This window comes from Photobacterium sp. DNB22_13_2 (assembly GCF_052873915.1).
The window spans coordinates 106,143-129,624 of sequence record NZ_JBNNXU010000012.1; the positions used below are offsets into that span (position 1 = coordinate 106,143).

20 protein-coding genes are annotated in these 23,482 nt (G+C 44.1%); 6 read left to right on the forward strand and 14 right to left on the reverse strand.

Annotation, left to right across the window (positions count from 1 at the left end; all coding sequences use genetic code 11):
- Positions 1-24: 24 nt before the first annotated feature.
- From ACVA58_RS17555 to ACVA58_RS17585, 7 genes are all read right to left on the reverse strand, one after another.
- Positions 25-1,395, reverse strand: coding sequence for an MATE family efflux transporter (locus ACVA58_RS17555; protein ID WP_446511665.1), 1,371 nt, complete (start codon positions 1,393-1,395; stop codon positions 25-27).
- Positions 1,396-1,501: 106 nt separating this feature from the next.
- Positions 1,502-2,080 carry a nucleoside triphosphate pyrophosphohydrolase family protein gene (locus tag ACVA58_RS17560; RefSeq protein ID WP_446511666.1) on the reverse strand — a complete coding sequence of 193 codons (579 nt, stop codon included), beginning with the start codon at positions 2,078-2,080 and terminating at the stop codon, positions 1,502-1,504.
- 103 nt (positions 2,081-2,183) lie between these two features.
- Complete coding sequence (locus ACVA58_RS17565; protein ID WP_446511667.1) at positions 2,184-2,540, reverse strand: YibL family ribosome-associated protein; 357 nt, start codon at positions 2,538-2,540, stop codon at positions 2,184-2,186.
- Positions 2,541-3,041: 501 nt separating this feature from the next.
- The gene (locus tag ACVA58_RS17570) at positions 3,042-3,824 is read right to left on the reverse strand and encodes an HAD-IIB family hydrolase (RefSeq protein ID WP_446511668.1); all 783 of its coding nucleotides are present in this window, start codon (positions 3,822-3,824) and stop codon (positions 3,042-3,044) included.
- A gap of 25 nt (positions 3,825-3,849) precedes the next feature.
- Positions 3,850-5,133 carry a TRAP transporter large permease gene (locus ACVA58_RS17575; protein ID WP_446511669.1) on the reverse strand — a complete coding sequence of 428 codons (1,284 nt, stop codon included), beginning with the start codon at positions 5,131-5,133 and terminating at the stop codon, positions 3,850-3,852.
- A gap of 11 nt (positions 5,134-5,144) precedes the next feature.
- Positions 5,145-5,606 (reverse strand): TRAP transporter small permease, encoded by a 462-nt coding sequence (locus ACVA58_RS17580; protein WP_446511670.1) that lies wholly within the window; start codon positions 5,604-5,606, stop codon positions 5,145-5,147.
- Between the two features lie 72 nt (positions 5,607-5,678).
- Complete coding sequence (locus ACVA58_RS17585) at positions 5,679-6,692, reverse strand: C4-dicarboxylate TRAP transporter substrate-binding protein (protein WP_446511671.1); 1,014 nt, start codon at positions 6,690-6,692, stop codon at positions 5,679-5,681.
- 275 nt (positions 6,693-6,967) lie between these two features.
- On the opposite strand from ACVA58_RS17585, the gene ACVA58_RS17590 reads away from it, so the two are divergent.
- The 3 genes from ACVA58_RS17590 (at position 6,968) to ACVA58_RS17600 (ending at position 9,948) form a co-directional block, all read left to right on the forward strand.
- Positions 6,968-7,672 (forward strand): glycerophosphodiester phosphodiesterase family protein, encoded by a 705-nt coding sequence (locus ACVA58_RS17590; RefSeq protein WP_446511672.1) that lies wholly within the window; start codon positions 6,968-6,970, stop codon positions 7,670-7,672.
- A gap of 32 nt (positions 7,673-7,704) precedes the next feature.
- Positions 7,705-8,451 (forward strand): DeoR/GlpR family DNA-binding transcription regulator, encoded by a 747-nt coding sequence (locus ACVA58_RS17595; protein ID WP_446511673.1) that lies wholly within the window; start codon positions 7,705-7,707, stop codon positions 8,449-8,451.
- 201 nt (positions 8,452-8,652) lie between these two features.
- The gene (locus ACVA58_RS17600; RefSeq protein WP_446511674.1) at positions 8,653-9,948 is read left to right on the forward strand and encodes a DEAD/DEAH box helicase; all 1,296 of its coding nucleotides are present in this window, start codon (positions 8,653-8,655) and stop codon (positions 9,946-9,948) included.
- A 99-nt stretch (positions 9,949-10,047) separates the two neighbouring features.
- Here ACVA58_RS17600 and ACVA58_RS17605 read toward each other — a convergent pair whose 3' ends face one another.
- The gene (locus ACVA58_RS17605) at positions 10,048-10,947 is read right to left on the reverse strand and encodes a PfkB family carbohydrate kinase (RefSeq protein ID WP_446511675.1); all 900 of its coding nucleotides are present in this window, start codon (positions 10,945-10,947) and stop codon (positions 10,048-10,050) included.
- 128 nt (positions 10,948-11,075) lie between these two features.
- Positions 11,076-12,926, reverse strand: a complete 1,851-nt coding sequence (locus ACVA58_RS17610; protein WP_446511676.1) for a beta-ketoacyl synthase — start codon at positions 12,924-12,926, stop codon at positions 11,076-11,078.
- 154 nt (positions 12,927-13,080) lie between these two features.
- Here ACVA58_RS17610 and ACVA58_RS17615 point away from each other — a divergent pair, with 154 nt between their 5' ends.
- Positions 13,081-14,058, forward strand: a complete 978-nt coding sequence (locus ACVA58_RS17615; protein ID WP_446511677.1) for a GlxA family transcriptional regulator — start codon at positions 13,081-13,083, stop codon at positions 14,056-14,058.
- A 100-nt stretch (positions 14,059-14,158) separates the two neighbouring features.
- Entirely contained in the window at positions 14,159-14,671 is a 513-nt protein-coding gene (locus tag ACVA58_RS17620; RefSeq protein ID WP_446511678.1) for a hypothetical protein, read from the forward strand.
- Between the two features lie 78 nt (positions 14,672-14,749).
- On the opposite strand, the gene ACVA58_RS17625 is transcribed toward ACVA58_RS17620, so the two are convergent.
- From ACVA58_RS17625 to ACVA58_RS17635, 3 genes are all read right to left on the reverse strand, one after another.
- A complete protein-coding gene (locus tag ACVA58_RS17625; RefSeq protein WP_446511679.1) occupies positions 14,750-15,019 on the reverse strand; it encodes a hypothetical protein in 270 nt (89 codons plus the stop codon).
- Between the two features lie 165 nt (positions 15,020-15,184).
- Entirely contained in the window at positions 15,185-18,499 is a 3,315-nt protein-coding gene (gene pulA / locus ACVA58_RS17630; protein WP_446511680.1) for a pullulanase-type alpha-1,6-glucosidase, read from the reverse strand.
- Between the two features lie 327 nt (positions 18,500-18,826).
- A complete protein-coding gene (locus tag ACVA58_RS17635; RefSeq protein ID WP_446511681.1) occupies positions 18,827-20,059 on the reverse strand; it encodes an autotransporter domain-containing protein in 1,233 nt (410 codons plus the stop codon).
- A 317-nt stretch (positions 20,060-20,376) separates the two neighbouring features.
- Here ACVA58_RS17635 and ACVA58_RS17640 point away from each other — a divergent pair, with 317 nt between their 5' ends.
- Positions 20,377-21,699 carry a winged helix-turn-helix domain-containing protein gene (locus ACVA58_RS17640; protein ID WP_446511682.1) on the forward strand — a complete coding sequence of 441 codons (1,323 nt, stop codon included), beginning with the start codon at positions 20,377-20,379 and terminating at the stop codon, positions 21,697-21,699.
- 568 nt (positions 21,700-22,267) lie between these two features.
- On the opposite strand, the gene ACVA58_RS17645 is transcribed toward ACVA58_RS17640, so the two are convergent.
- Positions 22,268-22,594, reverse strand: coding sequence for a peptidylprolyl isomerase (locus ACVA58_RS17645; protein ID WP_446511683.1), 327 nt, complete (start codon positions 22,592-22,594; stop codon positions 22,268-22,270).
- A 175-nt stretch (positions 22,595-22,769) separates the two neighbouring features.
- Positions 22,770-23,459 carry a VC0807 family protein gene (locus ACVA58_RS17650; RefSeq protein ID WP_446511684.1) on the reverse strand — a complete coding sequence of 230 codons (690 nt, stop codon included), beginning with the start codon at positions 23,457-23,459 and terminating at the stop codon, positions 22,770-22,772.
- Between the last annotated feature and the right edge of the window lie 23 nt (positions 23,460-23,482).

A 23,482-nucleotide genomic window follows, 5' to 3' on the forward strand; every position in this document is an offset into this window, starting at 1 on the left:
AATCCATCTTCTTGTTTTATTTCGTTAATACGAGGCTGTGTTAGCAAATTTTGCTTCAACCGCTCGCATACCTCGCTGATAACATCCCCAGGCAACAGCACCCGCCAATAAATTACCTATCATGGCACCAATAAACAGTCCTTGAATACCACCGTATTGTGCACCAAGCCAAAGCAGCGGTAAGAAACAGACAAACAAGCGCAAAGCTGAAATAACCAGTGCTCGCATTGGCATGGTAAGCGCATTACAAATAGACACCATCAACATACAGATACCAAGCGGGCCAAGGCTTAATGGTACCCAAGTTAAATGAAGTGACAAAATATCGCCGACTGCTGATTCACTCGTCAGTAATGACGTCAAAGGCGATAAAAGGATATACAAGATAACCGCGATCGCAAACTGCCACACCAATACAAATTTCACTGAGAGTGAAACCAAGGATTTAATCTTGCCAATTTCGCCCTTCCCCAGCCAACGACCGACCATTGGTGGCATCGACATAGTCAGAGCCAATATAATCACAATCGAAAAGAACTCTAGTCTCGAGCCCAGTGCCCATGCTGCAACGGTAGCAGCGCCGAAACCTGCAACCAACTTTGTTGCTAGCATCGATGACAGAGGTGGCAGCAACTGACTGAGCATCGCTGGAGCCATGATGTTTATAAGCTCCTTAACTGAAGCCAGAATATCCAAGCCTTTCCAGTCGAAGCTCAGCCAATGTCGCTGTATCACTTTAGGAAAGACGGCAATCATTCCGACACTGAAAGCAACAACAGTTGCCCAAGCGGCCCCCACCAACCCCATATCGAAAGTGAAAATAAACAATGGGTCTAGCACCATGTTAAGCAAACTGGTCACGACCATCATGATACCGGGTAGCATAGTATTACCATTGGCACGACATAAGCTATAGGCAAAATACAGCATCGCTCCACACCAAGAGCTTACCAACCATGCAGGCCAGTAACTGTCTATAACGGGATAGACATCTACGGGTGCACTGAGTAATTGCAAAAGACCATGTCGCGAAAACCAAATTAGCAGACAAATTAACAGCACACTGATCGCGCCAGTAAGCACCACCAGCCCACCAAGCTGTTTGGCTCGCAGATACTCACCACTCCCCAAGACGCGTGATATAAGTGACGTTGTCGCAATGCCTAACCCAACTTGAAGTCCAATGATCACCATTTGCATTGGAAGGGTGAAACCTTGTGCAGCCAAGGGCAATACACCAAGCTGACCGATAAAAGCACTATCAACAAGCTGGAAACTCATCAGGGAAAGCACGCCAAACAGCATCGGCCAAGTCATATCAAATAACTGCCTACCAAGTGACGTATCAGAAGAGAGCTGTTGCTGTGGTTTTGAAGGCGTAGATTTAGAAGGCATAGGTTGAGTGTCTTTTTCTTAATGACTACAGGCTATGTACAAAAAAGCTCGGTAGAGAGAATGGTTTGTTCTCACCTTACCGAGCTTTCAACACAACAAACTAGAGTTACGCTGTCACCAACTTAACCAAATCAGCTGGACGGTAGTATACCGATTTCAGGACTTTGCCTTGACGAACAAGCTTATCGCCTAAGTCTACATCTTTGGCACACTTGGCAATAATATATTCGCCCTTCTGGCTACCTACTATCTCGACACCCTGCTCGGCATAGAAAGCCTTGGTTTCTTCGAATTCTTTTTCATTACGGCAAACCTTGCTCATGTTGCTTGAATGTACTTCATCCCAGCAAGATACAAAGTCAAAGCCTAAACGCGTCGCAATCTGAAGTAGCAGGTCAATAAGGTAGCTGATACCGATATTAGACTCTACTTTCTCATCACCTAGGTGAACCAAGCGTCCCATTAGGACATAAACCGAATCAACAATCGCATCAGCTTGCTCAACCAGTGAGTCAGCCTCCGCTAATTCTGTTAACTCTTCTACCGCCAATGATGTGTGTAATGCATCAGCCTGTTCGTTCAAACTGGAAGGCGACTCAATATCCAAGTCAAAAGTATTGCGAAATTCGCGGATATCGCGGTAAAGGTGATCGAACAGTGCTTGATCCAAAACAGACAGCTTCATGCAACTTTCCTTTAAGTTAAATCAACACTGAGGAATTAACCATTCCTCAGTAAGTAACGAATCAGCCGTTGGGCACGACTGGTTTTTCAAAGTACGCTTTTAATTAAAAAGCTTTTGGTGCGTAACCTGTAACAACGCTAATGCCCATTTCACGGCCAAGTGCTGTCATTGGGTGAACAACAACTAAGCCCTTAACTGACTTCTTCAGTTTGCCCATATCGGCCTGCTCAGCTTTTGTCAGTGGACGATTGAAAGCCAGTGACTTCACATCCGAGCCTTTTTTGTTAAGTTCGTGCTTAGAGCGGCCCTTAACTTTATTAATCTTTTTGGTAATGGTCTCGATTTCTTGTGTAGCCTGACCTGCAATCGCCTGATCACCACGCTCTTCTGCTCCAGCCAACTTACGGCGAAGTTTATCTAAACGGTTATTTAGACTCTGAAGCTCTTGATTTAAATTCATGTAGTTACCTTATTTTACTTCACAATATCCCGTAACCTGATGCCGGGATAAATTGCTTGACCGACAATTATATAACAACCGTCACACTTTGGTCGAAGGTTCTCATAAAAAAAGTCGTTGATTTGTCATGATTGATGAGAAGTTCGCTGCACCTGATATTGATAACTCACTCAACCTGTCGCAATTATGATACACCTTGCATTGCGCTGCTAGCTTATTTTTGCTCTCATGACAACGTTAAGCGTCAATAAGTTGAACGCCAAGTCAATAAACAGTCACCAGAGCAAGGGTAAGCATAAGGATATGTGTATACACTGTGGAACAAATCAACATAGTCTAAGAATCAGACGTAGTTTTATCGAGCGGCATATCACCCAAAAAAACAAATATAAGTTCTACTGCCCAATTTGTAAGCGTAAAGTGTTCGTTGCTATTGGTGAAACACCAATAAAGGCTATTTAGCTAAAAAAACAGGCCGGGTGGCCTGCTTACATACGTTTACTAAAGTGCCAGTAGTTGGCCGGTAAATTCTGCGAAACCAAATCCGCCAGGTTTAGACATGACAACCTGAGGTTTGAATTGCAACTGGTCCCAATAATGCTTGATGTTCGCTACCCCAACGCTCATAGGCAGCAACTCGAACATATATTGATCATTCATAGAGTCTCCCACGTAACACGCAGTTTGTGTAATCTGCAGCTCCGTCAGGCCCTTCTCTTTAAGAAATGCAGTCGCGGTTGCTTTTTTTGAGTGTTCCCCATACCACGCATTGATGTGAATCGAGCTTGCCGTTGCATTGGCACCGAGGGTATGAATACGGGCCACAATTTCATTAACTATCTGGCTATCAATCTTAGGTCGGTTTTGACCTATATCAATCGCTACCTCGCAAACCCGGTAAGCTTGATCCAAGGTCAGGTTCAAATCAGGGTAATCAACAAGAATCGCTTCAACTTCGGTTTTAAGGCGTTGTTGAGCACTTCTGATTCCATTGATTGGCGTATTTGAGCGTAGCGTCAGGTAACCGTCTTTCTTTTCCATGATCACCGCACCGTTTTCAGCCAATACCGCATCTACCGGCCAAAGTTGTGCAATATGATCGCCCCAACCTGCACAAGCACCGGTTACAGCAATGACTTTCTTACCCGCATCTCGCAGTTGCTGCAAAGCAATTAATGCCTCTGGAGGCAGTTGCCCTTGCCAAGTCAGCGTGTCATCGACATCCGTCAACACCCATTCAATATTTTTCCACGCTGGTGATAGGCTCATCACATCCGAATTCATATAAACCTCAAAGATTTCTTACTTGTTACAACATATTCGGCAAGAACATCACCAAACTTTCTGAAAATGTCAGCAGCATCAACACAGTGAACAGCGCCAACAGTAGCGGCAGTACTTCCCTGACAAAGTCCACCATCTTCACTTTTAGGATGGAACACACCGTAAACATCATTGAGCCAAAGGGTGGCGTTACCCCGCCAATCATGATGTTTACAATAATAATAATGCCAAAATGAACCGGGTTAACCCCCAAGTTCAACACCGCAGGAAGCAGCAAGGGCGTCAGGATGATCATTGCTGCGCCACCTTCGATAAACATACCAACAACAAGGAGCAATACGTTGATAAGCAGCAGCAAAACATATTTATTGTCCGTTAACTCAATCAGGCCTGATGCAACATTGTGTGGAATTTGCTCCAGCGTCATGTAATAGCCGAAGACCATGGCACCGATGATGATAAACATCACGCTACTGGTGCCTTGTACCGTCTCACGCAAAATCATCGGAAAATGGCGAAACTCAAGTTGCCGGTATACGAAGATGCCAATAATGCTACAGAGCAATACCGCAATCGCACCGGCTTCCGTTGGTGTGAAAAGGCCAAAGCGCATACCGAGAATAATGCCAAAGGGGATCAACAGCGCAGGGATCGCTTTAAAGAAGTATTGCCAACGCTCCTTTGCTGGTGCTGGCTCACTGCGTGATGGCTTATAGTTTCGCTTTCTGGCGATAAAGGCAATGGTCACCATCAGTGAGATAGCCATCAAGAATGCAGGAACGTACCCTGCAATAAACATCTGGTGAACGGATACATTCGCCAGCAACGCAAAAATAATCAGGTTTATACCCGGTGGGATAACCGGACTAATACTGGATGAGGCTGCGGTTACTGCTGCGGTAAATGGCAAATCGTAACCGCGCTTGGTCATTTCTGGCGCCAAGATTTTAGACTGCATAGCCGCATCAGCATTAGCCGAACCCGAGATTCCCCCCATCAGGGTACTCAACGCAACATTCACCTGCGCCAAGCCTCCGGTTTTATGCCCTATCATGGCATCAGCAAAAGCTAATAAGCTGCGGCTGATCCCAGCGTAATTCATCACCGATCCCACCATAATAAAAAAGGGGATTGCCAAGAGCGGAAATGATTCCGCGGAACTAATGAAGCGCTGCATGACTAAGGTAACGGGAATCGAATTATTCAGAAATAAAAAATATACCATCGCTGACGCAATCAATGAGAAGGCAATGGGGATGTTCAATAAAAACAGAACAAAGAGAATACCGATAGGTAGATAGCTTTCCACAAAATGACCTATTACTTACCACGTTTAAGCGTGTTTATATCTGAGATAATGAATTTCACCGTGTGTAGTGCCATCAGAGCAAAGCTGATAAACAGCACACCATTAATAGTGAAATAAGACATTCCCATCACCGGGGTAACTTTATTTGACAGCATTGTGTACTGGTAGCTCAGCACTGCCATCAGAATATTGAGAGCGAGTAAAGACACATGTACCACTAGCTGAAAAGGACGTTTTGCCTTATGTGGCAACAGGGCGACAACAACATCCACCCCCATGTGGAGCTTGTGTTTATAGCAAGAGCTAATACCCAAATACACAGCCCAAATAAAGCACACTACCGATAACTCTTCGCTCCATGGCACCACAAAGCCGAAGCCATAACGCAATACCACATTCACGATAACAACAAGTACAGTGATGCTAATTGCAATTGAGGCGAGGATTTCTTCTAAGTTACGTATCAAAAACACATTTTTCTCCAAAGCAAATAAAGAATCACCGGTGCTCCCTACTTCACCGGCGATTCTTTTTAGCGCTACTACTTAGTCTTGATTTGCTCGGATAACCGCCAGTTCGTTCATGATGGTTGCATGAACACCTTCACTCCATGTCGGGAACTGGTTGTATACATCAGCCGTTAGCTTGTTGAACTCTTCTGAATCCACTTCATTGAAGGTCACACCCAGCTCTTCAAGTTTTTCGGTGTACTCTTGATCCAACTTGATAAGCTCGGCAGTGTTAGACTCGGCACCAGCCTCCAACTCTTCCATGATGATTTGCTGCTGCTCTGATGTGAACTTGTCCCATACTGATGGCGAAATATAAATGCCCACGGTGCCCAAGAAGTGCTTAGTCAGAGACATGTTTTTAGCAACTTCATAAATTTTGGTTGAGTACATGGTTAGGATTGAGCCTTCAAGGCCATCAACCACGCCCTGCTGAACACCGGCATAAGTTTCCGGGAATGGTAGCGCTGCAGGTGCAGCACCCATTGCTTGAAGCGTACTGATGAACAACTGGCTTTGCGGTACACGGATACGCATACCTTTCATATCTTCAGAGTTAACAATCTCTTTGTTGCTGATCATATGACGGAAGCCGAACATGTAATCTGCATTCAATACCTTGATACCTTTTGCTTCAGCTTGTGCTTCCAAGCCACCAACATAGTCGGTTTTCATCATCGCAAGGTATTCATCGTAAGTGTTGTACAACATAGGACCAGCCAGTGCTGCGAAATCTGGTACGTAATCGCCTAGATAGCTAAGATCTTCAACGGCAATCCAGTTAGCGCCATTAACAACCTGCTCTAGGTTATCTTTGTAAACAGGAAGCTGGCCACCCGGAAATACTTTAATGTTCACTGAACCATCGGTACGGTCACGGATCACATCTGTCGCCTTGATCAACTCTTGTGTTAGCAACTCGTTCTGTGTGAACACCAAGCTCATGTTTAGATCAATCGGAGCCGCTGTATCTGTAGTTTTATTATCAGCTTCACCACAACCAACCAATAATGCCGTGGCAGTCAAAACAGTTCCTAGTAGCTTTTTCATATCCTTTAGCCTTCAATATGTATTATTCGGATGAAAAACGATTTACGGCAGGGAGTATGAAATGAAAATATTACATTCATATGAACATTGATTGTCGCAATTTCGGCATTCATATGAAACAGCATGTCAGTTACTAATTTCCATTAGGTTATATATATGAACATGAAATCCACTCGATACTAACGGCAAGATTTGAGTGTCATAATGCGGTAACATAAGCCACATACTGTTATGTGAATTTTCAAATGAACATGCGAAATCATTGTAGGAATATTATGATCACTGGTCATCGCGGCGCAGCCGCTCTAGCCCCAGAAAATACCCTTGTCAGTATCAAAAAAGCTGCCGAAGCAGGTGCAAGCTGGGTTGAAATCGACACCCAGTTAAGTGCCGATGGAGTTCCTGTTGTTATTCATGATGAAACGGTCAACCGCTGTACCAACGGCAAAGGAAAAATTGCGGACTTGAACCTTGCGGAGCTAAAAGAACTTGATGCCGGTAGTTGGTTTAACTCAGACTTTACAGGTGAACACATCCCTACCCTTGCCGAGGCATTTGACACTTGCCTTGCCCTGGATTTAACGCTCAACCTTGAACTTAAAATCCACCATGCTGAACAAATCGAGCCACTGGTTAATGCCGTCATTGATTTGGTGAAGAAAACAGATTTCCCCATTGATAAGCTGCTTTTTTCCAGCTTCCAAAAACGTGCTTTAGAGCTTTGCCAGCAAAAAATGCCGGAAGTTCGTCGTGGGTTTATCTGTGAGGTATGGAACGGCTATAGCTTAACGTCTATCGCCGCTAGCCAGGCTTACAGCGTGCATATCGATCACCATATTTTGACGCCGACCATTGCTAAAGACATTAAAGATGCAGGATATTTGTTAAAAATCTGGACCCTAAACAATGAGAAGAAGGCGCAGTCTTTCTTCGATATGGGCGTTGATAGCATCATCACCGATGCTCCGGATAAGTTTTAAATCGCATCAGGACGTAAAGTGCAGGAAAGACAATGGAACTAAACCACCGCCAGCAACAGATCCTCGCCACTATCAGGACTGAGAGTGAAGTACAAATTGACCACCTTGCCGAAAAGTTTGCTGTCACCACGCAAACTATCCGCCGGGATGTTAATCATCTTTGCGAACAAGGATTAGCACGCCGAGTCCATGGTGGTGTTAGCTTGCCTGCGACAATGACCAATACCAGTTACCGCTACCGCTCTGAAGTGGAATCAAAAACTAAAGGCGATCTAACGGCCAATATTGCCGCTTGTATACCGGATGGAGCGACGGTGATGATAGGTATAGGAACGACACTCGCCCATCTTGCCCAGCACCTGCTATCTAAAAAGTCGTTACGAGTGATTACCAATAACTTGCAGGTTGCTCAAATTCTCGAAGCCAATGAAAATATTGAAATCTATCTTGCTGGCGGCCAATTCCGGCGCGAGCACCAAGATATCATGGGTAGCAGTGCGGTCGATTTTTTCAATAGCTTCGAGGCTGATATTGGTATCTGTGGTTGTGCTAGTGTCACCGACAGTCACCACGTGATGGAACATGAAGATATCGAAGCTGATATTTCCAAAGCCATTATCAGAAACAGCCGTCAACAATGGTTGGTTGCAGACACTAGCAAATGGGGCCGATCCGCTGCAATGAAGGTCTCGCCCATGGTTCAATTTGATAAAATATTCACCAATAATACTCAGTTACCGGCTGAATTTCCGGTCTACCTAACAGCCACCAGTAACTAAATACCCCACTGACAATGGGACAATTATGCTACCAGGGCTAAAAAAGAGACCTCGTCCCTTAGCCCTGAGCCTGCCTAACCGACACCAAATGCCCAATTTAGCACCATTTATTCCAAATTAGTCCCCACTTCTGACTATTATTGCTCTATAATCAGCGACCATATTTTTGTCAGGCTCAGCCGTCTGCTTTAGGAAAAAAGAATGTCATTTGCATCACAGAATTTTTCTCAGGATATTGTCCGTGCACTTACCGAGTGCGGCTATGAGAAATTAACCCCAATCCAGCAACAAGCGATCCCACACGCTCGTCGCGGATCCGATATTCTTGCCAATGCCCAAACAGGTACCGGTAAAACAGCCGCTTTTTCTCTACCTATCATTCAGCAGATCTTGGATAAGCCAAAATCTCGCAGCCGCTTCAATTCGCGCGCACTGATCTTGGCACCTACCCGTGAGCTAGTGGCTCAGATCGCTAAAAACATCGAAGACTACACCAAATATACCGATATCTCAGTTGCTGCTGTATATGGCGGTACCAAGATGTCTTCTCAAGAGAAGAAGCTTGAACCCGGTGTCGATATCCTGGTTGCAACCCCAGGCCGTTTGCTAGAACACATGGAACTGAACAATGTGACACTAGCAAACCTTGAGTTCTTAGTGTTCGATGAAGCTGACCGTATGTTGGATATGGGCTTCATCACTGATATCCGCCGTATCATGGGTGATATCCGCAACCAGCCACAAACCATGCTGTTCTCTGCGACTTTTTCTGCTCAGATGAACAAACTGGCTGGCGAGATCACACGTAAACCAAAACGTATTTCTGTTAGCCCAGAAAATGCAACAGCCGATACTGTTGCTCACGTGGTATACCCAGTCGACCAAGAACGTAAGCGTGAGCTGCTATCAGAACTGATTGGCAAGAAGAACTGGAAGCAAGTACTGGTATTCGTTAACTACAAAGAAACGGCTAACGAACTCGTAAAAGAGCTTAAACTCGATGGTATCAAAGCCGTACTATGCCATGGTGACAAAGCACAGAGTGCTCGTCGCCGTGCCCTTGATGAATTTAAAGAAGGCAAAGCGCGAGTGATGGTTGCGACCGAAGTCGCTGCACGTGGTCTGGATATTCAAGGTCTACCGCACGTTGTGAACTTCGACATGCCATTCCTTGCTGAAGACTATGTTCACCGTATTGGCCGTACTGGCCGTGCTGGTCTTCAAGGTCACGCTGTTTCTTTTGTTAGCCGCGATGAAGAATTGACGCTTCAGCAGGTAGAAAACCTGATTAAGCAGCGTATCCAGCGTGTCCAGCTTACAGGTTACGAGCCAAAGAGCCGTGATGCGCTATTGAACAAAATCCACAATAAAGCCGCATACCGTGACCGCCAAGGCCGTACCAATAACCCTGCAGCTGATCAGTCTGATGCTGAGCGCCGCGCTCGCCTGCGCCGTGCCGTCTTGAACAAATCTAAAGTGACTAAACTGAAAAAATAATTTGGGTTTATGTCCAAATATCAAAAGGGTTAGCAATAAGCTAACCCTTTTTTGTTCTGTCTTTATCTATCGTTCAAGACCATCGATTTTTATCGCTATTTACTGAGCAAGGAATGCCTGGAACTCATCACCGGGAACCGAGCTTGGCGTTGCTACAGCGATGGCGGCCCACTGAGAACCAACAGCCATTGACTCGGTAATCGATAATTTGGCTAAGAGACCATGAATCACCCCTGCAGCATAAGCATCGCCAGCTCCCGTAGTATCTACAACATCAGCGACGATAGCTGGCACATAGTCTTGCCCTGACTCGCTATAGACAGTGGCACCATTCTCGCCATCCGTGACGATAAAGTACTCTAATGATGCTCCAGCAACCGATTTGGCATACTTAAATGGAGCAATATCACTGGCCGATTCCACACAGCCTGAAGATAGAATATGAGCGTCTAAATCTGACTGTGACGTAATGAGTACCTGGCATGGTCGATGGTTATGGCTTTTGGGGAGTTGGGCAACGACTAAAGTAGCGTTACTTTCACCACCAGATCCGTCATTTTGCTCAAGGGCTGCTGTCGACCATTCATCAACACCTTCTGCACTGGAATTAATGTAAATGCCGTCCCAACGAGAAAAATCAGGTGCCTGCCCTAATGAAAATGCAGGCCGCTCTGGCCGGATAATGGTACGTTCACCATCTGGTGTCATCAATAGCATCAGTTCAGGGGTAACGATATCATTACGTTGTAACAAAGAGCAGTTCAAGCCCTTCAAACTGGCCTCAGCCAATAACCAGTCAGCGGTTTCGTCACGGCCAACTTGGCTTACCAGAGCGACTTGATGCCCTGCGTAAACCAAGGCTAATCCAGTATTCGCACCACCTCCTCCTAAACGACGACCAAGATCTTGATAGTGGTGTCGGCCTCCAGTTTGTAATGACTCTTTTAACTGTAAAACCCGATCACAGTTAAGGTTCGCAACCAACATAACGTTTGCCAATTGTCTGACTCCATACTTTTTAGATATATAAATACCACAAAAAAGCCGCAGTGTAATAACTGCGGCCTATATACCCAAGTGACTTCAAATTGCTGAGTTCAGAGCCTTAAACTGAATGTAACCAATCCTTAACTGTAATCAGCGTAAGGGTTATCTATCGCCAAAGGTATAGACGAAGCAAACTCAGACAACTTGATAGACTCTGGCGTCATTTCAATCGAGGTTTCATCCATCACATTATCACCAAAGTGATAACGAATAGCCTCCTCACCCACACATGCCGCCTTGTCATTGGCAACGGCTTGCTGACAGACAATCTGATTCTTGTTGCTATAAGCAGACATCACATCATCGCTGTACTTTTTCGACAGCATTGCCATTGTCTGTTGCGGAGATAAAACCAAGCCTGATGCATTATTACCACCAAAGCCTTTAGCATTTAGGATCACCGCTTTATAGTCCTTACCATTATCTCCCGCGAAATAATGATCAGTTAAAATGTTCAAATTCGACTGATGCACATCATCGGCGATATGATCGATCGTTTTGATCCCAGGGATCCAGCCGTATTGCCATACGCCCAACGATGCTATTAACTGATCACCCGGAGCAGCACTCATTGAATGCCCAACATAAGACTTAATTGCCGTTACTGGCCAGTTATCAATACTGAAGGTTTTTGCTACTTCGTTAAGGATATGGCTCTCAGTTACACGATTCTGAGGCGTGCCGGTACCATGTGCCTGAACATATGTCTGCTTTACACCCTCAGGGCCTAGGATCGCTTTGGCCAAAGCTGTCGCTTTCGCAACCGTGACGTAGTTACCCACCCCTGGAGCAGAAATCGATTTCTTGTTAGCATCGGCATTAATAAATACATCAGCAACTGCACCATACACTGTTGCACCTAGCTCTAACGCTAATTCATCATCCATCAGCACAACAAACTGTGCTGATTCGGCCATTGTGAAACCAACATTGGATGAAAATGGTCGGCAAGCACGGCGGTTATCAACAGCATCACTGCTATCTAACCCCTTAAGCTGGCTATCTTCAGCCAACGCCCCCATGACTCGGAAGCCTTCCATGATTTCGGCCACGACGGGAGCCTCAGCATTTCCTACAATAGCGACTCGGGAATTGCCCTGTTGTATATCCTGTAAGCCTTGGCGCAGGTTATACAAGAACGTGGCACAAGCCCCCATGCTGGTACCTGTGGTACCAATGCTATTAATGATATAGCCATTTATAAAGTCAGCAGGCATTTCAGCCAACGAAAGCGCCATCATTTTCGAACTGACACGACCACCAGTCAGCGGGGCCGCTAACAAACCCGACAACGAGTTATCATCGACCTGAGCAAGCGCACTCCCCGCATATACTGAGACCTGATCAGGTTTGATATGCTTCAGCACTTCATCCCAATCCATGCCCAGAGAGTTAAGAGCATCAGATGCCCCATAGACAGTTAACGTCAGGCCACGTGGATGAAAACGTGAGTTATATAGCTTAGCGGGATCAAAGCCAGTTGGTATATTACCGCCACTGGTAACAGGGAAGGAAACTCGATCTTCAAGTAATGCATTCAGCTCACCAGTGACAGTAATCGTCACTTTGCTGCCCTGCTCTTCTACCTGCCAATTGTCAGGAATACGTGTAGGCATTTTTGACTTGCGTAGCGTAAAGCTAATGGTTTCATGTCCACCATTCAAAGCGGCTTTATATTGATAGTGCAGGCTATCAGGATCGAAAGATTCAATGCGTCGAACTAATGTTCCCGACTTGATAGCTTCAATTACTTCAGGATCGAGTACAGAGTCGTTTGAGAGGCCCATGCGACGTGCGAGGTCTTGCCAAGTTAATGCCATGTCCTTGTCACTAAGCACATCTGCAACCATACGCTTATAGCTATGAAAACCTGAACTACGACCTGCGGCATTAATACCACCGAAGCCTACAATTAGCGGTAACTTAGACATCCTAAACCTGCTCTCAAAATTTTAGTCAGCATAGATTACCAATTTACACTGTTCATTCATCAGATATTTATGCCAAAATATGTGACATATAGGCCAAGTTGATTTCAAATCATTCAATACAACAGTTTTCAATTAAGAAAAAACACCAATAATCATGAAAATAGGTTTCCTTCTCTACGAAAGAGCATTAATCACTGGGATATCTCTTGCTGCCGAAATGCTAAGTACAGCAGCCAGCCTCAGGCCACGTACACAACAACGAAACGAGCCGTTTTCTATAAAACTGATCGCACCTAAATTAGCACCAACCAAGGTAACTGCAGGACTAAAACTGCAACCCGATATCACTTACGATGACCCACAAACCTTCGATATTTTGATCCTCCCGCCTATGTGGGGAAATCCACAACAATCAATTCGTCACTCACCCGATATTATTCCTTGGCTAAAGAATCAGTATCAAAAAGGTGCCAAGCTTGTTGCCACGGGAACCGGAGTTGCCTGGTTAGCCGAAACAGGTTTACTCAATGGCCAAGTAGCTACCACCCATTGGTATTTTTTTGATACTTTTTCTAATCGTTATCCGAAAGTTATCTTAAACCGACAAGCTTCTATCACCGCAGCAGATGGTATGTATTGTACAACCAGTATCAATTCACAATCAGAAATGATCTTGTACTTAATCACAGAATATTTTGGTCAAAAGACGGCCCAAACGATTGAAACCCATTTTGGTCATGAAATAACAAAATCAACCCAACAGCCCTTCTATCAAATTGGCGGCCAGTTGCAATTTGATGAGTCCATCGCTCTCGCTCAAGACTGGATGAAACGGAACCTAGCGAAGCCAATAACAGCGCAAAGTGTTGCGGATCATTGCGATGTCCCCCTGCGTTCCTTTAATCGAAAGTTTAAAGATCAAGTTGGTGAAACACCCCACCAGCACCTTCAGCGCTTAAGAATGGATGCCGCACAGCAACTGTTGCGCGATTTTGGCATGTCAGTCCAAGATGTCGCTGAACAGGTGGGATACAAAGACGCCCATCACTTCTCAACCCGATTTCAGCAAAACTTCAATATGAGCCCTAGTCAATACCGACGAATGGTGAAAACCAAGATCTATAACCCGTAATCGCACACTGGGTAGAATTTGATGTTTGTAGCTAATTTAAGACAGGGATCAGACAGTATGAATCACTATGCTTTGAAAAGACGTTTTCAAGGGCTGTTGTATGAAGCATCTTACTTTCGCTTTTTTGCTTATCTTAAATCTTGCTAGTACCAATGTTACCGCCAAGATCCAACCCACCAGCGGAACATTGAACAATGAAGGAATGTGTCGCCTCGACATTTACCACCTCACAAAAAGCCAGCAAAATACTTTTATTCCCGATCTACAAATCGCTGTTATTACCAATAACACCATGCGACACCGTTATGTCGATCTTAAAACAGGCATTGACCATCCGATCGGGTTTGAAAATATTCACTACTACCGATCTGGCAGTCCTGTAGAAGTATTTACCACCAACTGGCGTAATAATGGTAACAAGCATACCGTTGGTCGCTTTGTCATGCTGGGAGGCACCAGCGACAAACAGGCATTTGACATTTTTGCCACGCTTATTAAAGAAGATAAAGGTCACTTTGAGTTACGTGGTAACAAGCAGAAATATCGCTTCAATGCTAATGAGCAGGACGTGACAGACTTTCTTACTTGCGTCAAAAAGCACTACCGCCCTTAACCATTGCCGACCAAACTATTACCCACAAATAAAAAACGCCAGCTCTTAAAAGCTGGCGTTGTGTTATTCGTCTTTATTTCATGCTAACGACTGTTTTGAGCCATGAGGTGCTGACTGAGTAATGTCTTCGTATTCACCATCAATCGTTGAGCCATGCTGTTCTTGTTGCTGAGTTTGGCTATAACCTTGCTGTTTTAGCGCCTCTTTATAGGCAGCATTGATTTTCTTTTTGATAAATGGGCGTGCAATTAGTGCGCCTAAACCAATGAATAGCCCAATGACAGCCGCGAATGTCACCGTGATAAAACCCAGTACTAGAGCAAAGATGCTGGTAAGTGTATTTTTCATCGCTAACCTTCTTAATCTATCGTCTTTTCATGCTTTGCAGTTTATCGCATTAAAAATGAACCAATGATGAACAGTGTGTTTATCTTTACTATTCACCTTTCCTGATCACGGTAAAAAGAAAAAAGCCCTCATCTTTGAGGGCTTTAGGTCTGTAAATAATTTCAGTTATTTCTTAGATACTGGGATACCTTGTCCGCGAATCCCATCTTTACGAGGGATTTCGAATACAGCCGGAGTCCAGGCTGGCACCTTCGCCACAACACCTTCCTTCGCATCAACAACACTTGCCTGTGATGCTAAAGCTGATGTGTGATAAGGGCTTAGCGTTAAATCAGTCGTCCAAGTAACATCTTGTGACTGGTTGGTCGCGTTAATAACAATCACCAAGCCATCAAGGTTACTATCACGATCTGTCCCGGAGGCCGTACCGTTATCTATGGACATCACAATCAAGCCAGGTGTTTGAGTACTACCGGTATTGTGGAAATCAACACGCTTGTTAACCTCTTCACCCGTTCCCAGAGTAATCAATGGGTAAGACTTACGAAGCAAGGCCAATTCTTTGAAATATTCAACCATTGCGGTCATATCCGCTTGAGTTGGTTTAGCATTGGCACCCGCCGAAGAAATCACTTCTTCAATCAACGCGTAGTTGTCACCGTCTTTGTCCTTACGCGGTAAACCTTTATCCCAGTTGTTGTCATTCAGAGTGAAATCAACCAAGTTATACCAGTCACCAGAATCGTAAGAGTCGCGTTGCATTGATTTAGAGCGCAGCAGTTCAGAGCCCATGTGGGTGAATGGCATACCTTGGCCCAGCATAGCTGTTGCGATGGAAACCGCCTGCATTCTTACACGCTCACCAACAGTTACGTCGTAACCGATCTTGTATTGGTTGTTATCCCACAGAGTTTGATTATCGTGCTTCGATACGTAATTTTGGATCTCGGAAGGATCGACCGCATAGCCTGCAGGTTGACCATTGTAATCCAGCTCATCCCCACGAATCGTCTCGCCCGTTGAGTCAACAAACTTAAAGTCTTGCAGGTTACCAGCCATGCCTAAGCGTGTGAGATCAGCAAGGTGTAAAGCCGTTTCCTTGGTTACATCTTTATACTCGTTAGGCTGAACAAAAGCACCGTTACCAAACCCTTGTGTTTTACGGATCCCTTCTTTGCTATCAAATGGACTTCCACCACGTACTGCATCACGTAAGCGATCAGAGAAGCTACCAATTCCTGTACCACCAAGGTTTGGCTGAGTGGCCTGAACAAACAATGCGTCATTTTCTACTTCACCGAAGTTCCAACCTTCACCATAGAAGTAGGTATTCGGGTCAACTTTCTGTACTTCTAGCAATGAGCGCTGCATTTGATCCAGTGGATGGTGGCCCATCAAATCAAATCGGAATGAATCAATTTTGTAATCTCGCGACCATACCACCAGCGAGTCACTGATCATTTTCTCAAACATCGCGCGCTCTGGTGCAGTGTTCGAACAACAAGTTGTGTTCTCTACATTACCTGTGGTTGGGTTCAAGCGCTGGTAATACCATGGTACCAACTTATCAAGCACTGAAGTACGGGCTTCAGGACCTGCTGAGTTGGTGTGGTTATACACCACATCCATCACCACATTCATACCGATATCATGTTTGATAGCCATTACCGCTTCACGCAACTCTTTGATACGCTGCGGACCATCTGGATTTGTGGAGTAAGAGCCTTCTGGTACCGTGTAATGGAATGGGTCATAACCCCAGTTGAAACCATCAACATCAGAAACAAACCGGTTCAATTCCTGCACTACAGGGGCTTCTTTAGAATCGTCCTGTTTTACTTCTTCGAGCGCTTCAGCAATCGTCATGCCTGATGAACAGTACTTTGAAAACTGGGAAGATTTCACCGCAGTATTAACTTCACAAAGCTTACTGAACGGTTCTTCAATATTTGCCGCTTCATTTGGGTTTTCATTGATAGTGGCAATATCAAAAATAGGTAACAAATGAAGGTGCGTTACCCCACTTTCACTCAACGATTTTAAGTGATTAACGGGAACTGTATCTTGCTGGGTAAACGCAATAAACTTGCCGCGGGCATTAGCCGCTGTTGATTCATCTTGTGCAGAAAAATCTCGAACATGTGATTCATAAATCACAAACTGTGCAGGGTTAGATTGATCAATTGGTCTTTTAAGATCATCCCAACCTTGTGGTTTTAGATCTGGATCATCAAGATCAATCACCTGACTGTACTCAGAATTCAACGATAGGCTCAACGAGTATGGGTCAGTCACCTGATAGCTTTCAACTTTACCTGAAACCGGATGGAAAACATCTACCAAGTAGCGGAAGTAAGTACCACTCGGCGCTTTATCCGTTTCCAATGACCACACCCCAGAGGTTTCATCATAATCCATCTGAAGGCGACCAAGCTCTTCTTTGTTATCACCAAATAGGACAGTAACAACATTTTGTGCCGATGGTGCCCATACCTTGAACTGGGTTGAATTGCCCTCAATTACGGCCCCTAACTCGATGTTCGCTGCAGCGCTGGCAAACAGCTGATCGAAAGCACCAGCAGGTTGCACTTTGGTACCATTAAGTACTAACCCCTTTTCATCAACAGCGATTGCAGCCAACTCAGCTTTCATCACCGGGCGCATATCAATGGCGCTGTCGATCGAATACGCACGCTTATTTGCCAAATGAGGGAATTTGGCTTTCACATCTGCGCTTAGTACTGTTGGTTCCAATACAATATATTCAGCGTCATATTTATTTTCGCTGTTCGGACCAAAACCGCCCTCAAGCTGGACATAAAGACGTACTTCATCCGCCGATTCTGCCCCGTCCCAAATGAATGTGTGACCTTCAACTAAATGTGCTTCTGCATTAGCCACACCAAACAGTAATACGTACGCGTCACCACGTGCATCGTAAGCCTGATTGCTACCTGCAACGTAGGAAGCTGTCCTATCTTTAATTTCATTGAAATCAAGCTTTGCATCACTACCAGATAAGTTGCTTAGATTATCATCGCGAATGATGAAGTTAATACAATCAGTGCTACCGCTTTTTAGTGGTAGTTTCCAGTAAGGGCCAAACTCATCGACATCTACAGGTGCTATAGACTTGTCATCCCAACCTGAACTTTCTTTTGCGGCTCTATCACAGGTCTCATTGTTCCAAACGTGGAGGCTGTAATTTTTGTAAGATGACAATGATTTCGCAGTATCATTTTTCGCCACCATATAAACCACAGCTTCACTGGCTCCTGCTTTAATTGGCTCTTCAACCGATCCACTTTGTGGCAGGTAAGCTGTTGGGCCATCCGTTTCTGGCAGCTCAATATCAATCGCTGGTGGATTGGTTGTATCAAACTTACCATCGGCAGATGACGAGCTATTGCAACCAACAATAACAAACGCAGAACACAGTGGGATCACGGCTTTTGCAACCGTTGATAGTTTAAAGTTCACGAGGTTTTCCCTTTATACTCAGAATTTTATGGGGGGAAGTATAAAATTTGAGTTTTAATTATGGCGGGAACAATACTGAATCTATGGCTCAACATACTGTGATCGAAAGCACTAAAATGTAGTTTATTAACAACAGTTCATATCCTTTTGGGCTAGGTATCACTGTTTGTGCAGAGTGAACATTATGCACCTGATGCTATTTTGATCAACGTGGTTACCAAATGTAACACACAGACTTTACTCATAAAATACGTTTTCAGGAATCAAAAAAACAAAACCCGGCATAGTCCGGGCGGATATATTTTCAGCACGCGTTAACTACATTTTTCAATCAAGTGCCATACTCAGTCCAACAGAAATGGTATAGGCTGATAAATCATCATGCCAAATCAACTGGCTTGCTTCCGCATAACCATACCAATCGTTGCTCAATGCACCTGATATCCCTAAATGCACACGTCCATACACATCATCATCAGACTCAATCACAATGGGTAGAATACTGCCTGAGTAATTGGATTTAAGCTGAGAGATGATTCGCTCTTTACCACTGGCAATATCGTAATGGACATAACCTCTCGCATAAGGTTGGAATACACCAAACGGCGTCCTGAAAGGATGAGAGATACTCATGCCTGTGATTAGCATGGTTGACTCTAGTGCATCAACATCTTCGATCTTTGAAAACAAGTAACTTGAATTACTAAGAGACAACCGCTCTTCATAGCGATCGGTATCTGATAGGGTATATTGCAAGCTACTCTCAAATGCCACATTCAGATAGTTGTAGTCAAAAATGTAGCCTGTACCCAATGAGAATACCCAAATATCAGAATCGGCCTCACTCGTATTACTCACGACAGGATCGGTATATAACGTGACTTGCCGCTCTATATCTGTATCCATTACCGCGTAGCTTGCATTAAAGTCGATAAACCAAGAATCTTGAAAGTAGGTAAAATACCCCGACGCCATCAAACCATCGATTTCAGTATCACTGCCTTCCGATAATGGCTGGTAAAATGGCAAACCGAGTGTCAAACCAAATAGATATTGATTTTGGAATAAGTAATCACCACCTAGAGTTAATGAATAACCGCTATGGTCCTGCTCAACCGATTTGCTTAGAGAGGCATTATCTACAAGGGCTGTGTTATCAACCCGAATATAGCCAGCCACTTGTGAGTGGGAACCGTCACCGAACGCTCCAGTATCTGACAACTCTCTTTCAGGTAACCCCGGAGGGGTGTATATTGATAAAGGGTCATTACTGTACAAAGGTACATAGCCATATGAAGAGCGGCTAGCATTGTTAGCGTGCCGTACACCAGACGACGTTGAATGGTTATTTAATGAGCGGTATTTCCTATCAACTTTATCACCCCGGACGTGACTTGCCATGCCTTTGATTTCAGACATCGCTGTATCAACTTCTGATGACAACTTTTTGGTAAATGACCCATCAAATAAATCCGAACACAAAGCATTATTCGACGTGACAGAAAATACGATACAAACTACAGGCAGATAGGAAGATACCTTTACAACTGACGCAATCATATTGCCCCCAAACTTTCACGCCACTTAATTATCTAGTAACTGCGATGTGGCTTATAGTTATGAGTGTAGTTAGCAGCGGAAGGCAAAAAGTACAAAAACCCCTGTCGTCGCAAAAACTATACAAACCTCTTTTTTTTGATATTAAATCTTTCCTATTTCGAACATTTTTACTCGTAAGGGGAAGTAAATTAATGCTAACCATATGGTTGTAATATTCGATATGTGGCAAAATTATCAAGCTATAGAAATACTTATATCTATAACTTAAACATTTACTAGTCTACACACACCAGAACATATGAGACTGAGCGCACTTAATGTCCAACAAAGTTAAAGCTTCGGCTCACATAGCACAGATTTCGGATAACTATTTCTTCGACTGCCAAAAAAAAACACTATTCACAGTATTAGGTGTTATTTCTCTTAACAGGGCTGAGAAAGAAGTCCTGTTTCAGCTGATTAGCCAAGCACCAAATATGGTTAGCAAAGAGGCGCTGTTATCAGCAGGCTGGGCAAGAAAAGAGATCGCAGAAACCTCCCTATTTCAAACAATCCGTACCCTAAGGATCAAACTGAAAGAAGAAGACGTCGGTCAGTTCATTGAGCTTGTGCCCCGTTTGGGCTACCAAATCAAAATACAATGCTTCCTCACCAGTGATGAATACCATAGTATCTCGGACACACCAAACCTTGGGAAGAGAGCCAAAACTAAGTCCTGGATGTACGTTATCAGTGCAATACTTGTCACCGTCAGTATATCCTTGATGCTGATTTTACCCGGTCAATGGTCGAGTGAATATAAATATAAACTCATCAATGATAAGCAAAACAACACCATTATTTTCCTGGCCATGATGCAAGATGACTTCGATTACCTGCTGCAGGCCACTGATACCTTTATCACTCCAGGGAACCTGACTAATAAGCTCATGTTTATCCATAAATTAGACGATGAGTTTTCTATCGCTATTTGCGATAAGACCCCTAACGGCTGTGATGTCAACACAGCGCAAGCTATTAGCTTTAACCATTCACAATTAAGCACGATATGGAATCTGCTTGCTAATTACCTGCCAAAAGTTCCACCATTGGCTGCAATGAATGTGCTCATAGACAATACTTTGGTTCAATCTGGAGTAAAATCCTACAATATTTTTCTTGAAGATGGTGATTTTACAACTCATCTTTCACATCACTTCGTCAATTTGGTCGACGAAGCAACGTGGTTATTCACAACAATCAACTACCGGCCAAACGCGGATCAAAGTGAGTTTATCGCCGCTTCATTTCGCGGGGGACGATCTATTATGGCCGACTCAAGCCCAATGCCATTTTTAATTACGATGAATAACTATCCAGAATATTTCTACTGGGTCCTAAGCCCCGATGACAAAAAGCAACTAGGTATCAAACCTCTTGGCGACCATGAAAGCCGAACGAATGACTTCAACGTCGAAGTTGACGAATACGCCAGTTACTTACTGTATCGACAAGATCAATTACAACTTTGGCTCTCTGAAGGCTATGGCTTTCATTGGTTTATCAAAAGCGAAAGCGATAGCAATGTATTTAACGAGCTAGTTAAAGGTAAGTGCTCTACGCTGCCCATTAAGTTCGATAACGCATCTAGCTGCCCTTAAGGGCAACAAAGTGATTGAGACTAGCCATAATTTCCAGAGAAAGGATTGCGTTCAAGCTGAAATGTTAATAGAGTGTTAAGCTGACATCTGGAGACTCCAAGGATGAAAGGCAAACTGATGATACTAAGACAAGCTGTTTATCACTTTTTCTATAACTTGAGAGTTTTCTTCAACTTAACTTTCAAGCCATTACTCGGGCTGATTGCTATAGGTGTAGTCATTTCGCTTCTATTACTGCTATCAGCCCAAACTCAACTAGCCGGGACCTTGATCTTCACTGGCTGTATCGTAACCGCTCTGTGGATCACACTTGTCCGCTACTATTATTCGGCAATTTTAAATTGGTCTGATACACGCAAAAAAGAAAATTCAGTCATTGATTTTCCGAGTAAACACCTAAATTAATACTTAGTATCGGATACCACAATGATCGCTGTGTAACGTAAATCGCAATTAGCGCTTTTTTGCACAATACCTGATACCGGGCTTAGGCCGTAAAATGAGATAAAGCTAGAATGGCATATCAGGTACGTCAGGAGAGGGAGCCTCCTGACGTGAAGTTATTTAGCTAGACGGTGTAAAGTACCTTAATGATGTGCCAGCCGAACTTAGTCTTTACAGCTTCAGGGATCACACCACGCAATTCCGGATTTTTCAATTTAAGTGCCTCGCTGGTACTAATCGCTTTATCCGAAAATACCGCCTTATCAAACTGTGGCACCATCTGACCTTTACGAAATTCGCCCAGATCACCGCCCTTTTTGCCTGATGGACACGTTGAGTGTTTCTTTGCCAGCGTCTGGAATTTTGCGCCTTTCTTCAACTGCTTAATAATATCTTCTGCGAGTTCTTTGTGTTTAACCAGAATGTGAAGCGCATGTGCTGTGCTTGCCATGGAGTACCTCATTATTTCGATGCTGTTAAAAAACAGCATCATTCAATCCAATTAGCTTTCACCAGAAAGCATTTGGACAGAACTATACACGTCTATGGCTTTTCCACCAACTCCCGGCTTTTCTAGATACAAAAAAAGCCAGCATTACTGCTGGCTTCTCTATCTGAACACGTCGTTATTGCTCTGCTTTGAGGATCTCTGCTGTTTCCAATTGTGTCATCTGACGGATCTGACGCCACATGTAAAAGAAAATCCCCATCATCATCAACATAGATGGGATAGCGATAGCAGGGTAACTCACCAAAGTCAGACGCCCTAACTCTTCATTAAAGGCTTGTGTGCCTGAAGGGCTAGTAACGATCATTTTAGCCAATACGTAATTCATCGCAGATGAAAAAGCGAAGGTACCGGCAAACAAGTAATTTGACGTGAGCAAACGACGTTCGAAGTCATTCTTACGACCAAATTCGTTAAGCTTTTCGTTGATCAACGGAAGATTCAATACCGTATCGTTGAAAAGCATCTTGCTCACAACCGGGTACTTAGTGAACGTAGAAGCAAAAACACCAACGCCAATAAGGCCCGGGATTAAGGCTTCTTTGACCGCTAACCATTTGGGATCAAGCTGAAGTAGCCCAATACCGCCAGTAAGCAATACACTGATAAAACCCAACAGTGAGATAAAATTAAACTTTTTGTATTTAATCAGCTCATAACTACCCAGTACAACCGGAAAAGCCAAGGCCACAACGAGTGCGCCAACAGAGCCAAGGTACTCGTCACCACTTAGCTTCATCAAAACGACTGAAGGCACGATAACGTTAAAAATCAAATCATTAAAAGGACTAGCTTTCTTTTCCGTCATAATATTTTACAAAGTTATTCAAA